13 protein-coding genes and 1 pseudogene are annotated in these 13,636 nt (G+C 63.6%); 7 read left to right on the top strand and 7 right to left on the bottom strand.

All coding sequences use genetic code 11. The features are described from left to right. Window positions 1–93: 93 nt before the first annotated feature. Window positions 94–363: pseudogene (locus AB0L82_RS43530) on the bottom strand (transposase); the annotation flags it as partial. A 105-nt stretch (window positions 364–468) separates the two neighbouring features. Beyond that, window positions 469–918 (bottom strand): DUF4279 domain-containing protein, encoded by a 450-nt coding sequence (locus AB0L82_RS43535; protein ID WP_364651546.1) that lies wholly within the window; start codon window positions 916–918, stop codon window positions 469–471. 326 nt (window positions 919–1,244) lie between these two features. Here AB0L82_RS43535 and AB0L82_RS43540 point away from each other — a divergent pair, with 326 nt between their 5' ends. Continuing rightward, complete coding sequence (locus AB0L82_RS43540) at window positions 1,245–1,532, top strand: hypothetical protein (protein WP_364651549.1); 288 nt, start codon at window positions 1,245–1,247, stop codon at window positions 1,530–1,532. 505 nt (window positions 1,533–2,037) lie between these two features. After that, the gene (locus tag AB0L82_RS43545; RefSeq protein WP_364651552.1) at window positions 2,038–2,787 is read left to right on the top strand and encodes a hemerythrin domain-containing protein; all 750 of its coding nucleotides are present in this window, start codon (window positions 2,038–2,040) and stop codon (window positions 2,785–2,787) included. A gap of 288 nt (window positions 2,788–3,075) precedes the next feature. On the opposite strand, the gene AB0L82_RS43550 is transcribed toward AB0L82_RS43545, so the two are convergent. After that, window positions 3,076–4,047, bottom strand: coding sequence for a hypothetical protein (locus tag AB0L82_RS43550; protein ID WP_364651555.1), 972 nt, complete (start codon window positions 4,045–4,047; stop codon window positions 3,076–3,078). A gap of 507 nt (window positions 4,048–4,554) precedes the next feature. On the opposite strand from AB0L82_RS43550, the gene AB0L82_RS43555 reads away from it, so the two are divergent. Together AB0L82_RS43555 and AB0L82_RS43560 are read left to right on the top strand one after the other, a co-directional pair. Further along, window positions 4,555–5,448, top strand: coding sequence for a hypothetical protein (locus AB0L82_RS43555; RefSeq protein WP_364651558.1), 894 nt, complete (start codon window positions 4,555–4,557; stop codon window positions 5,446–5,448). Window positions 5,449–5,646: 198 nt separating this feature from the next. Next, window positions 5,647–6,063 carry a hypothetical protein gene (locus tag AB0L82_RS43560; RefSeq protein ID WP_364651561.1) on the top strand — a complete coding sequence of 139 codons (417 nt, stop codon included), beginning with the start codon at window positions 5,647–5,649 and terminating at the stop codon, window positions 6,061–6,063. A 133-nt stretch (window positions 6,064–6,196) separates the two neighbouring features. Here AB0L82_RS43560 and AB0L82_RS43565 read toward each other — a convergent pair whose 3' ends face one another. Next, a complete protein-coding gene (locus AB0L82_RS43565; protein ID WP_364651564.1) occupies window positions 6,197–6,568 on the bottom strand; it encodes a hypothetical protein in 372 nt (123 codons plus the stop codon). A gap of 502 nt (window positions 6,569–7,070) precedes the next feature. Here AB0L82_RS43565 and AB0L82_RS43570 point away from each other — a divergent pair. Further along, window positions 7,071–8,054, top strand: coding sequence for a hypothetical protein (locus AB0L82_RS43570; protein WP_364651567.1), 984 nt, complete (start codon window positions 7,071–7,073; stop codon window positions 8,052–8,054). Between the two features lie 443 nt (window positions 8,055–8,497). After that, a complete protein-coding gene (locus tag AB0L82_RS43575) occupies window positions 8,498–8,686 on the top strand; it encodes a hypothetical protein (protein ID WP_364651570.1) in 189 nt (62 codons plus the stop codon). A gap of 201 nt (window positions 8,687–8,887) precedes the next feature. Here the strand turns inward: AB0L82_RS43575 and AB0L82_RS43580 are convergent, their stop codons facing one another. Next, window positions 8,888–9,322: a hypothetical protein gene (locus tag AB0L82_RS43580; RefSeq protein ID WP_364651573.1), complete on the bottom strand. Its 435-nt coding sequence runs from the start codon at window positions 9,320–9,322 to the stop codon at window positions 8,888–8,890. A gap of 108 nt (window positions 9,323–9,430) precedes the next feature. Beyond that, window positions 9,431–10,975: a rifampin monooxygenase gene (rox, locus tag AB0L82_RS43585; RefSeq protein WP_364651582.1), complete on the bottom strand. Its 1,545-nt coding sequence runs from the start codon at window positions 10,973–10,975 to the stop codon at window positions 9,431–9,433. A gap of 778 nt (window positions 10,976–11,753) precedes the next feature. Here rox and AB0L82_RS43590 point away from each other — a divergent pair. Next, complete coding sequence (locus AB0L82_RS43590) at window positions 11,754–12,860, top strand: hypothetical protein (RefSeq protein WP_364651576.1); 1,107 nt, start codon at window positions 11,754–11,756, stop codon at window positions 12,858–12,860. Between the two features lie 355 nt (window positions 12,861–13,215). Here the strand turns inward: AB0L82_RS43590 and AB0L82_RS43595 are convergent, their stop codons facing one another. Continuing rightward, entirely contained in the window at window positions 13,216–13,536 is a 321-nt protein-coding gene (locus AB0L82_RS43595; protein WP_364651579.1) for a hypothetical protein, read from the bottom strand. Window positions 13,537–13,636 lie beyond the last annotated feature (100 nt).

Raw genomic sequence — 13,636 nt, forward strand, 5'->3', positions numbered from 1 at the left:
GCCTCAAGCGGTATCTCGCACGCGAGGTATTTCAAGCCCTCCGAACCGACTTCCGCACGTCGGCATCGGCAGCTTGACATCTATAGGAGCGTCCTTGGCGATCTCCTTCAACGCGGCCTTCTCCAGTTCTGCCTCGGCCAAAAGCCGTTTCAGGACGGAGTTTTCGCGTTCGAGATCCTTGAGCCGTTTGGCGTCGTCGGCCTTCAAACCGCCGAACTGGTTCCGCCATCGGTAGTAGGTGGCCTCGGTGATCTGCAGGGTGCGGCACACGTCGGCGACGTCTTTGCCTTCGCCCAGCAGCCGATCGGCCTCGGTCAGCTTGCGCACTACCTGCTCGGGGGTGTGCCTTTTCTTGGTCGTCATCGTGATCGAGCCTTCCCGCCCACAACGTGGGCACAAGACTCTCACAATCGCCGGACCGAACCTACGGGGTCAGGTCACCTTCACTGGTGGAGCGAGGAAGTTTTCTCACCCGAATTCCGGCGCTCGGGGTGGATAAAGATCGAGCAAGAGATCAAGCCCCAACCCCGCGACATCGGCGAGGAGGTCCGCGGGAAGCACACAGCCTCCTTGCCCGTTCTCGCTGCCGAAGCCCAGGGACAACGTCAGTTCGCAGTCAGTGGCCAGCCGCGCCAACTCCTCACGACACCCGTCAACCAGACCGATCAGTGCCCGGACATGGTCGGTGAGATCGCTGTCGTTGGCGAGTCCACTCTCGAGGGCCCACACACTGTTCTTCCGTCGGGCGCCCGTCGGATTACGGGGACTCATCAGGCTGCCACGCTCGAACTGCCTGTCCGGGGTGATCTCCAGGCGCGCCGAGATTTCGCTCGCGCTCACCGTTCGGCTCTTCAGCAGAATCGTGCCCGCTGTCCATTTCCGGTCCTCGGGCCACTCGGTCTGCACATCCTCTGACACGCCCACACCATCGCAGACCGGCCTGACCAACGCGACTCGATTTCGAAACCGAGGCAGGGAATCGGCAAGTGCGGGTTCGCGGTCGGCGGTTCCGAAGACCAACGAGCCGAGGGCGTCTCGGTTCGATCTGTGTCGATGAGCGCACCAATACGGTCGTGGTTGGTAGCGCACTGGCCAACATCGTGGTGAGGTAGGCCGGTGGTACACAAGAGTTCCGCTCACCCACCGATGAGGCAGGGCAACAGACGGTCGACGCGTCGAAGGTGATAGATCCGAACGATCTCACCGAGCGCGAGTTCATTGCTCTGTTCGCCAGGCGCAGCGGCATGTACATCGGTCGCCCGGATGTCCGCGGTGTCACCAGTTTCTTGGACGGCTACGACGCGGCCACCCGCCGCAGCGGCAGACCCCTGCTGGACGGTTTCCACGAGTGGCTGATCACCATTCACATAGGCCGCCAGAACAGCTTCGCATGGTGGGTACTGATCGAATTGATCGCGCTGCCGGATCATGACCACGCGGACGCGCTCACACCCGAGCAGGAATCATGTGTGCTCGAGGTCCTGTTCGACCTCCTCGACACGTTCCTGGCCGAGCGCGAGACTGCCGCGTAGATCCGCTGCAATGGACACGTCGAAAGACCAGCGGCTGCACGAGCTTTTCGAGCAAGACGCTTCGCTTCTGGAGATGCTGGAACACCTGTCGATGCGCGAGAACGTGCCCCTGACCGGAATGCGGTTCTTGTGGATCTTCCAGATGGAGTTGGGTATCTCGTTTGTCCAGTCGAGGAAGATACTCGACTGCTTCGACCCCGCGATGCGACCGAGAATCGATGCAGACGAGATCAATCAGCGTTGGTGCACAATCGTGCGTGGGCTCCCTGGTAGGTCGCCACATCGGTAGTCGAAATGGCCTCGTTCGACCGACATCGAACGCACTGTCTTGCCGCTTACACGGTTGTTCTGCGGCAGCTGCCGATTCTTGGCACACCTCTGCGGGCGACCGGGCCGGCGGCGGCTGTGTCGTCGGTGTCTGGGTGCCTCGCGCCCTGATCCGCCGTGCTGGCGGCTGTGGCCGTATCTTCATGGCGATGCCGTACCCGTCGAAGGATCCCGAACAATGAGCTGTGACACCCATGCCATGGTGGTGGTGCACCGCGCCTTCACCCGCGAATTCCGGCTGTTGGGCGAAATCGCCGCGGTGACACCGCGATCGGACCTCGACCAGATACGGCGCGTGGTCCGCCATGGCCGCGAGCTGCTCGAGGCGCTGCACCACCATCATGAGTCCGAAGACGAATTGGTATGGCCCCGATTGCGTTCCGCGGGCGTCGACTCCGCCGTGGTCGAAGCCATGGAGTCCCAGCACGCCGCCATCGCCGCAGGCATGGCCGCCCTCGACGCCGCCCTCACCGGATGGCAGTCCGATCCGGCCGCGGCAGACCAGGTCACCGAGGCGGCCGCTCGCCTGCACCCGGTCCTCACCGAGCACCTCATCGAAGAGGAGAACTCGGTGCTGCCCCTCGTGGCCCACATCCTCACCGAACCCCAATGGGCCGAACTGGGCAAACGCGGCATGACCTCGCTCCCCAAACACCGGGCCCTGGTCTTTCTCGGCCACATCTTGGAGGAAGCCGACCCCACCGAACGCGCCAACTTCCTCTGCGATATTCCCGCGCCGATTCGCATGCTGTACCGCTTCCTGGGCGCACCGGGCCATGCCCGCGAAACCCGCGCCCTGCGCCGCGATCTGCCACGCTCCGACACCGGAGATCAGCGATCGGCGACCGCGGATTCGACTCTCCCGAACACGCCCTCGCCCGGCGCGCTCGCCCCGGCGTGGGACGCGAAATCACCACCGGCGCAGTGATTCCCGAATCGGTAACCACCCGAATCCGCGACCGATTGCACTGCGGACCGGAGCAGCGTGGCCAGGTGGGAGTGCGCGCTGATGCCGATGACCGAGCACCACTGTGTTGGTCCTGACATCCGCTCAAACTATGGGCGGGCTGTCACCGCTGAGGCAGAACTGCGGGCCGGTGTGCGGTCCTTGCCTACCTCATGTGAGCCTGTGGCGAATTTGCGTGGTCCGGTCAAGCGACCGCCCTCTGAACGAGCTCCGGACTCGGCTTAGTAGTTCGACAGATTTGGAATGCGCTCAACGTAGGACGGTCAACTCGGGCTCTGTTGGTGGCTGTTCGAGGACCGTATCGCCGCGACCGCGCAAGAATTTGTCGAACATCGCCGCCACGTAGGTGCGCACCAGTGTCGTACCGCGTTCCGGGGCAATGGGTCCGGCGTACCTCGTCGCGGCGGTGCGGGCGGGGGACGGGATGAATAACGGCATGTCGGTGAAGTCGTAGTGGGCCGAATCTCGCAGGGTCACTTGCCGTTTCCAGCCTGTCGAGTGCTGCCAGTAGGCGTCGAGAGAGGGGTTGGCATCCCCGACTTGTTCGATCTGCTGACTGGTCATCACCAGCACCGGGCGGTCCTCTCCCTCGGTTACCGCGCGACCGAAGTCCTCATCCACACCGATCTGACCGTCCAAATCGACGGCGGCGATGATGCGATGGTCTTCGTGCATCGATTCGACGGCGGTATAGCCTCCGGAGGAGTGCCCGACCATCCCGATGTGGTTCATATCGAGAACCGTGCCCAGGCCCACGGGTAGCGCGCGGTGTTCGGCGTCGGGGTTGTCGCCGTGTGCCACTCGCGCAAGCGAATCCAGTACCAGGGTGGTGTCGAGCAGTCGGGCATCGATGAACTTCGTGCGGACTTCAGGGGTGATCCCTCCTGGCATCGCGGCTGCCTGAACCAACCGGCCGCCGGGAAACTCCACCGCCGGGGTCGTCTCGTAGGTGTGGTCGATGGTGACCACCACATAGCCGCGGCTGGCGAGATCCTCGGCCAGCCCGGTACCCATCAGGCGGGTGACTCCCGCGCCCGGCGAGTACAACACCACCGGGAAGCTCCCACCGGCGACTGCGTCCGCGTCGGTATAGGAGTTCGTGAACACTCCCGGCAGTTGGAACCCGAGTTGCCTGTCGACATCGGTCATCAGTTGTGTCGACAGGTATCGTGCCCGCGAACGCCGATCGACATCGGTAGCCGGGTAGAACACCGACACCATGAGTTCACGCGCTCGATCCGGCTGGAAAGGATCAGGCCGATTCTGGTCAACCAGATGCAGAGTCGTTGTCCCAACGGCGAATTGGCCGACGGGCCGAGGAAGAACCGTAAACCCGAACGGCGAAGCCGCCGAAACCGCGGAACCTGCCGTGATCAGTGCCGCCGTAACAACGGCAGCAGCAGCCAGCCTGATGATCAACGATCCCCCCCACAAAATGCCGAAATCACTGGAATTGCGGTGCCTTTGAACAATGTGCCGACAGTAGCAGCCCACCCCGAGGTCGGTGCTCGACCGATACTGCACGCACTCGCGGCGGGTGGCCCCACCTTGTCAGCGGGCCCGCGCCCCAACCTCCTAATGGTCTTTGGGTACATACACATCGGCATCCGCCGACATACGCCTGCAGCTGTCGACATGCCGCTGTCGCTGTATCGTCTTGTCCTGGTGCGGGATTCGCACTCGGTCGGGGGTCGATCACGAAGTTGATGCCGAAGGGGCTGTCGAAAGATGAGAATCGCCGCGAGGTTCATGACCGCGCTGATCAGCGCGGGCATGGTCGTAACGATGGCGGCGGGACCCGTTGCCGCCGCTCCGGACACCGGTTCCGGGTCGGCGGAGGTGCCCGCGGGCAATACGATCGAACCGCCCATCGATTGCACGCCGGACTCTGCGCACCCCCGTCCAGTCGTGGTGCTACCGGGCGGGGACGGAACCACTGCCGAGACCACGACTCAATGGAACACACTGTTGAGCACCGTGCGCGCAGCCGGGCACTGCGCGTTCCTGTTCCAGGGAGGAGTCATCAACGGCAGCCGCTGGACCGGCGATATACCCAGCGCCGCACAGCAAGTCGCAGACTTTGTGACCACGGTGCGTCAGACCACGGGCGCCGATCAGGTCGACATCATCGCGCATTCGGCCGGAACGATCGTTGCCAACTACTTCCTCAAAGTCCTCGGCGGTGCCCCTGTCGTCGCGCGCGCGGTGTTTCTCACCCCCGAGGTGCGAGGCTGCGACGGTTCCGGGTTCTTCAGTGCGTACGGCATCAAGAACGCACCCATCAGCCCGGTCCAGGCGCTGTCCGCGTTGCCGTTTCTGGGCACCGTCTTGGCGGTGATCGCCCCCGACAAGGCCAACCTCGTCCAGATGTTGCCGTCCTCGCCGGTGTACCAGGCCATCTTCAACGGCCCCATCACACAGCCCGGCGTCCGTTACTCGGTGCTGTCAACCCGCAACGACGAACTCGCGACACCAGCGACCGTGTGCACGAATCTCACCGAACTGGGCGTGAACATGAACTTCTACGAGGACCTGTTCCCGGGCGCCGCCCCGGTCGGGCACTCGAGCCTGCGCTCGAGCTCCGACACCGCGAATTGGGTAGCGCAGCAACTCCAGGCCTAACACCTTCTGACCACCACCAGAGCCCAATCGATCGCGGGCACGAGATGCACACACCGAACTGGTGAACACAGGGAATGGCCACTCATGTCGTGACCCGCGTGTTCTGGACCGGCCACGGCGTCGGATCGGACGACGGCGTGTCTGCCGGAGGTCGTGATACGGCTGGCTGGTCACGTGCCACTGTGGTGAAGTATCCGCATGCTGGAGGAAGACGGGCCTGGTTCCTACGGGGCTACACATCAATTGATGGTGAACGGGCGCGAGATCACCGACGTGAGCGAACTCAGCGAACGTGAGTACCTCCGGCTGTTCGCCAAACGGCCCGGCATGTACATCGGCTACGAGTCCGTGCGCGGTGTAGTGAGCTTCCTCAACGGGTTCGACTGCGCTGCCCGCCACTATGGTGGACAGGGTCTGGACGGCTTCCGCGAGTGGCTACTCGCCAACCATGTGCGCCGTGAGAGCAGCCTTGCCTGGTGGGCCCTCATCGAGAATATTGCGCTGCCGGACAAAGAATTTGGTACCAAGCGAACCACTGAACAGGAAGCGCACGTCGTGGCCGTTCTATTCGATCTGCTCGATACCTTCCTCGCCGAGCGCGAAATGGCGGCGTAAGACGTCCGCTTCTGCCGCGTGGCGCGCTGACCGAACCGGCCAGCGCGGTGCGGCGGAAGATCAACTGGCGGTGGCGATCCGAAGCGGTCCGGCCGGCCCCGCCGAGCGCAAGATCGGCCTCAGCACGGGGTACTCACAGCACCAACTTCAACTCGACCTTGCCGTTGATGTCGTTGGCGACATCCTGGGTCTGCACAGCGCTCAACGCACCAGCAGGAGAAACCGCGCCACCGGCAGGATCGGGCACAGGAGCGGGGAGCCACATCGCGGCAATTCCGAGTACCCGTCCCTCTCCGGCGGGGAGACTCTCGTCGAAGTCAACGTCGATGCCGTGCTCACCCCCGTCGCACGTGAGGTGGGCGGGGTCGGCGTGCCGCAGGCCCTCCGAACCACTGTCTCCTATCTCAACAGCGAGGAACCCACCTTCCGGTGTCGAAGTCGGGCACCTATAGCTCATGTGCAGCGTGACTGTGGACGTGTGCACCGTTCCGCCCTGGATGAACACATGCGTCTGCTCGGTCCCCCTGCCACCATTCGGCGAGTACCACGGCGGTCCACCGTCGTGCGTGCCACACCCCGCAGCGGCCGCAAGCCTACCGCGACAAGCACAAGGCCGCCCATCCGTATCCAGATCACCACCAGAATCTATCTCGATCGACGCAGCACTCGACCGCCAACTCGGGCGGCCCATTCGAAGCGGCCACCTTGCATGGCTGAAAGATCAATGGGCCGAGCCTATCTCGGCATCGGCAACGCACCATCATGCCGAATGCAGTGAATTCCGGACTCGATCCCGATCCCGTTCGTTCTGGTTGCCTGCACCGGGCGAGTGCGGCCGATCCACGATGTCCGGGGGCCGTTGCGAACGCTCCCACAGGGGACTGTCCGGCTTAAGGATGCCCGGCAGTGTTTGCCAGGCAGCCCCGGGTGTCAACTGATTGCGTCGAGTGTCGTTGCTGTCGAGTACAACTCGATGGGAACGGCAGATGTCGAGTGGAGGATGTCGAGTGAGTGAGCCAGGCGCGGTGAACGGTAACCAGACCCGAAATGGGGAGTCGATCGGATCGGTGCGGGAGGACATGCTCGCTGTCGCGGCATTGGTGGCCAGGAACATTCCTGCGGTGGCCGAGGCGGTTCGAGCCGCGGACGAGAATCTCGAGTTGGCGTTGGTCTACGCCTTGAGCGAGCATCGCATGGTCGGAATGTTCGATTGGAAAGAGGATGTTCAGTCGGTCCGGGATGGGCTGGAGTACCTGGTGTCCTACCCGCCTGGCGCGGACTGGAGTTGGCATCCCGATTTCCTTGCCGAGACCCATGATTGGCCCTCGGGCGATACTCTCGAACGGTTCCTGGAGTTGACCGGCGAATGCCTGCACCACCGGGGGTACGCGCTGGTCGCGATACAAACCGGGGCCGATTCCTACTTCCTCGCAGTGGTGCCCAAGGTGGACTACGCCGCTCGGCGCACCGACCGAACCGACAGATGGGTTCGGCCGGTCAAGCTGGGGACCTGGTCCATGGGAGCCCGGCCGGTGGCCGATCGCAACACGGTCGGTCCACGCGCGACGATGAGCGACTGGGACCGATTCATCGAAGACCTCACCACGATGATCGAGTGTGGTCTGGGCGGGGAGACGGTCCTTGAAATAACGAACGCTGGTGAGGCGTGGGCGCAGATCAGCGAGTCGTGCTTCGATACCTTGGGGGTGATACCACCGCCGTTCGCTTTCATCGATGACGAAGCACGCGAGATGGTTGCTGAAGGCTGGATCCTCGACGACCATATCGAGACCGGCAACAACTGGCAGATACCGCGAGCGAATGCGCCCGAGGTCAGCGCCAGCATCGCCTCCCGGGTCGCCGCCGTGCTGCGCCGGTACGGGGTCAACTCACCCACCGAGCTCACCGCGAGAACCTGGTGCTTCGGCCAGGGCACGCTGCCGTTGTGGCGCATGGACATTCCGATCACGCCGGACCGCACGTGGCACTGACGAGCAAGCCGCCTCGAGACCTCGGTGAAAGGCTCCTACGAACACACACTCATGTCGCTGGTCGCGCGTCGGTCGGCTGCCCAAACCGGTTGGCTGACAGCAGCTTCCCACCGCACCATCATGCCGAGTACACGACGTATCTTGGCTGGACGACCGAGGGACGGTCGACGTCCAGCACGCCCACCGCGTGCGCTTCGACGAGATCGTCGAGCTGGGAGGATCAACCAATGATCACGTTGGACTGTTGTTCGAAGTCGAGCGAAATGCCGACCGTGACAGTCGGTGTCGCAGTCTGGTACTTCCATGGATTCTTCGAGCAACCCTGGGAGTGTGGGCGCGGTTACCTCAGTGTCTTCGGTACGCACGACCCCGCGATCGGGTGGATCGATTCGCAGGAAGTCCCGATGTGCAGCTACGGGCTCCAATACACAATCGACTCGATCGTGGGCGTTTTGCGGAGCGAATGGCTCGGCTACACGGTGAATCTGCACTGGGAATTGGACTCCGGTACCCGAGCCGACGTAGAACGACTGGACCTTGCTCTGCCCGCACACCTGCACGTGGAATCCGACCCTCCACGTCGGCCGAATCCCGGCACGTGGACGGTGACGTTCGACGACCCGCCGTTTTGACAGAGCTCGAGGGCATCAAGCCCGCGCGGACCCCGACATCCTCAATTGCCGCATGGCGCGCTGTTCGGAGCGGTCACCCGAATCGCCGGAAGATCAATGGGCAGAATGCAACTCGGCTCTCGTGACGCACCATTTTGTCGAATACATGGGTGACCGACCAGCTGATCGCCAGACGATAGGCCCGTCGCCTGTTGGCCGAGGTCAGTGTCGGTCGGGGTGCGCTCGCGCGATGGCGGCGGCAAAGGCGGCCTGGAGCTCAAGGGTGGATTCGTGGAGAAGGGTGCCGCCGATGATCAGCTCGATCAGCGCACGGTCACAGTCATCGGTCGTTCGCTGATACCGCTGGGGATCCGACTCGACGGCAACCGAGGTGATTTTTCGGCCGCCCGCCGCTAGCGGGGAGAATGTCACCTCGTATATTCCGCGCCCGGTCCAGCTGCGGTGCATGTAGACAATGTCGGCTTCAGTGAAGACGTCCCATTTCTCGTCCATGCTCCGCGATTGGTGACCCATCCGAATGTGGTCCCACTCGCTGAGAGTCCAGACACGATCGGGCAGCTGCGAAAGCGGTTGGGGCGTCACGATCGGATGCAGTTCACGGAAGGAACTTCTGGTCACAGGTTCGTCGTGGTCCATGGATTGATCGTAGGTCCACGGCCAGCCGAGGTGGAGGCTGTACATGGTCGCCACAGATCCGCCTGGCGGCGACGGATGGTCGAGATCGACTGCGGCGCATGGCCATAGTCAACAATGTCCGATACTGGCCGTTCGATCCTCCTCACAGGCTTTCGGTTGCTCAGGCGCGAAATCAGTGACGGACTTACCGAACCAGCGGATGAGGTGGTCGTCCAGGTCCTGCTGATCGTCACCGATCCAGGCAACGTGGCCGTCGGGACGTAGCAGGATGGCCGGAACATCCAGTACTGCAGCGGGATCGGCGAGGTAATCGACCCGGTCTGACCAGCCGCCGACGGTCAGGCGCTCGGAGCGGTCCAGTAGCAGGCCACGACCATGATGCAGCAGACCGTAGAGGCGGCCCTGTGTCAGATCGATGTCGCGCAGGCGCCGCCCGAGCAGGTCGGGGCCCGCGCCGAAGTCGTAGCGGATGCCGACCGCGGTGATCTTCTCGATCAGGTAGCGGTTCACCTCGTCGAAGTCCATCAGCTCGGTGAGCAGCCTGCGCACGGCCTGCGGGCCCGGTTCGGTGGAATGCAGCTCCATCTGGGCACGGGTGTTGTCAAGCACGTCCTCGGCGACCGGATGACGTTCGGCCTGGTAGGTGTCCAGCAATGTGTCCGGCGCCCAGCCGCGGATTTGCCCGGCCAGTTTCCAGCCGAGGTTGACTGCGTCCTGAACGCCCAGGTTCAGGCCTTGTCCACCGACGGGCGGGTGGATGTGCGCCGCATCGCCGGCCAATAGCACGCGCCCGAGGCGATAACGCTCCGCCAGCCGGGTCGCATCCCCGAAGCGGGATAACCAGCGCGGCGAGTGCACACCGAAATCGGTTCCGACGGTGGCGCGCAACTGCTGCCGGAAATCCTCGAGGGTGGGAGGTTCCGCGTGATCGCTGATTCCCGCGGCGGGGACCACGACGCTATAGACGCTGTCGCCGACAGGGCGAAGAAAGAAACGCTGATTGGCCTCGCGGACTTCGACCATCTTGGCGGCGATATGCTCTTGCGGTACACCCACTTCCATCTCGCCGTGCAGCGTGTCGTTCCTCGAGGGCTCGCCGGGGAAGCCGACCCCGAGCAATTTGCGCACCGTGCTACGCGCACCGTCACATCCGACGAGGTACCGCGACCGCAGCCGCTTCCCGCCGACCAGCTCGATGGTCACACCCAGGTCGTCCTGCTCGAAACCGGTTACCGCACAACCGCGCCGGACCTGCGCGCCCAGTGCGATCGCATGTTCCTCGAGCAAGTGAACGATGACCGGCTGCGGGATGCCCAGCAGATAGGCGTAGGCGGAATCCAGGGTCTCGGGCGCGGGTGTGGGAATGGCGGCGAAGATGCCTCCGACCGGACGCCGTCGTCCGCGTTCGAGAATGCGATCCAGCAGTCCGCGCATCGCCATCAGCTCGAGACTGCGCATATGCAGACTGACTATGCGCACGAACGACGTGGGCTCGGATTCCCTCTCCAGGACCAGTACTCGCACATCATGTAGCCGCAGTTCGGCGGCCAGCATCGCGCCGGTCGGCCCGCACCCGGCAATGATCACATCGAACGTCAGGGAGGCGCGGTCGCTGCCCGAGGCGTGCGGCCGGAGGCCTGGGACGTGCTCCATGCTGCCGTCGCGCTCGGGAACGCCGTCGCCGTCGAGGCGGTTCTCGGAAATGAATTGCACGATAGTGCCTTTCGGGAGTGCTGGTGAACGGCGCTCCCGGACGACGACCTATCGCCCGACCATGACCCACGAGGGGAGCACCCATATCGATACTGCGTTCACGGATACCACCTCCTCGTTCTCTGGCACGGCTTCCGGCAAGGTAGCAATGGTCGCAGAACATCGTCAACGGGTTTTTGTGATGGCTCGGTGACTGCACACCGTGAGCTCTATCCGCCGAGTGCCAGGCGGCTGTCCATGTTCAGCTTGACCTCACCGTACGGGAGCACGTGGGACCAGATCAGCGGGGTCAGCTCACGTCTCGTCCTCTGCGGTGAGTTCGACCGGGCAGTCGGAGTCGTCGAGGATGTCCCGGATCATCAGTACGTTCACACAACACGCTCATCTCCTGCTCGTCGCGGCGGTTCGACGCGATCTCGGAAGATCAACGCCCCGAGATCATCTCTGGTCGTTCACGCATCCGGAGCGTCCGAAACTGCGGAATGTCGCGCTGACCGAAGCAGCTAGCGCAGGGCTCGGAAGATCAACGGACAGAGCACCTTCGCTGGTATCGAGGCAGCCGGCCGAGCAATCGAGATCGCCAAGGCGGGTATGACAGTCGGACCTCGACATCGGGTCCGCCTCGACAGTCGAAATCCAGCCGGGCCAGTTGCGAAGGCTGTCAACGCCTGTCACCATCGACTCCCATGATCGAAAGAATCGAGTTTTCCACCGCGCGGTGAGCGCGTTTTCTGGCTCGGCTCGGCCCAGCCCCAAAACCACGTTGTACGACCATGCCGTCGCCTTGGCCCGGCAATATCCGGACGTACCGCTGCCAGAAGATGGCAAGCCGTACCCGAACGCCGATGAACGGGACGTTTCCCAGCTCAGCGACGAACGATCCGACAGCGACGGCACCCGCACGAGTCAGCTCATCGACGACTTCTTCGCCACCCCGACCCAGCATCGCGACATTGCACAGCTGTATCGGGCGGTCATCGAGTACGACGTTCCGATCCACCCCAGCCCAGCGATTGTCGAGGCGATCGGACGCGCGGACCCGGACCAGGTTCGACAGCTCGGTCGGCATCTAGCCCGCACCAGCACCGACCCGGAGCCGACAGTGCTCGGCATGGCGATACTCGCCGAAGTCGGTACCGCAGAAGATGTTCCGTTGATCCAGACGATCGGTCTGCTGTCCAACACCTTCGGTCCACTCTCCGCCAAGGCCCTTGCCCGGCTTCCCGATGCCGCGACCAACCTCATCTGGCTCGCCGACCGTGCTGCTGGCTGGGGCCGCGTGTACCTCGTCGACGCTATCTGCAGGCTCGGAGATCCCGCCGCCGAGCCGTGGCTACTTCGTACACCCTGCGACGGCGACTACCTCAACGCCTACTTCGCCCACAAAGTCGCCGAAGCCGCACCGGTCCATGAAGCGATAGCACAAACGGACTCCGACCAGGAGCTCGTCGACCACACTGGGCGTCTTCTGTCCACCCTGGTGTGGAGTCAGGGCATGAGCGGCACCATATGGGACTACGACCACGCCGAACAGGTTCTGGCGGAATACCTCTCGCACGTCACCCGGCTCGCGCCGAACCTGTCTCGTGTTCGCTCGTTGTGGACCCTTGCCCGCTTTCTGGACGGTCACGCCGACTTCCCTCCACCGGACTGGGCGACATTGGAGTCGCTGCGAACCGGGTACTGGTCGCTTCTTACCGCACCGTCGTGGCGCTCCGTACTGACCGCAGCGACAAACAGCGGACACGAACGGACACGCGAATGGGCGTCATACGTTCTGTGCGAGCTGGATCGAGGTGCCGCTGACAGCAGCGGAGGAGTGTGATCGACCACAACCAGATCCACTGCCCACCAATCCCGGTCAGAGCGTTGACATCGCAAGTCCGATCGTCGAACCGGCTGCCTCACTGAACATCCGCTGCTGCCGCGACCCGGGCGTTGGTCGCCCGCCCAAACGGGTTGGCCGACAGCGTTTCCGGGTGCGCGCCCATGTGGTCGTGGCACCACGTGACCGATCTACTCGCTGATCCGGACCAGGCCATTGGATATCACCTGGTGTGGCTCTCGGAGGTCCTCCGGGCGATCGGCCAGAACACGCACGGACCCGCCACTTCCCGCGCGGACGCCAGGCGAAACCCGGTGCGCGACAGCTGATCATGGACGGACTCGGGTCCAGTCGTTCAATCGACTTGCCGCAGCACGATAACGATGGCGGCGACCAGGTGGAGAGTGGTTGCCCCGTGGGCACGCAACCACAACAGTGGGTGCGAGGATCTCGGCTCCGAGAACTCGTCCGGGAGTTCGGGCGGCCAAGGCGCGGACGGGAACAGTGTGGTGGCCGTCAAATCGACGAACGGCATCTCCCGTCCCGGAAACCGTTCGATCGAGAAGTAGTGGATATCGCGAATGGACAGACTGACCCCACCGTCGGGCCGTGGGGCAACCAGGCTGATCTCTACCGCGTCGACCGCGCCGGTGATCGACAGGCTCAGATGCTCCAACTCATACGGGGCTGCTGCAGGATCGGGTGACAGTGGTTAGGCAGCCTGTCGGGCTGCTGGGGACATGATGGTTTCGAATTCGATCGGGGTCAACCGGCCG

It is taken from the genome of Nocardia sp. NPDC052001 (assembly GCF_040680615.1).
Taxonomy (GTDB): Bacteria; Actinomycetota; Actinomycetes; order Mycobacteriales; family Mycobacteriaceae; genus Nocardia.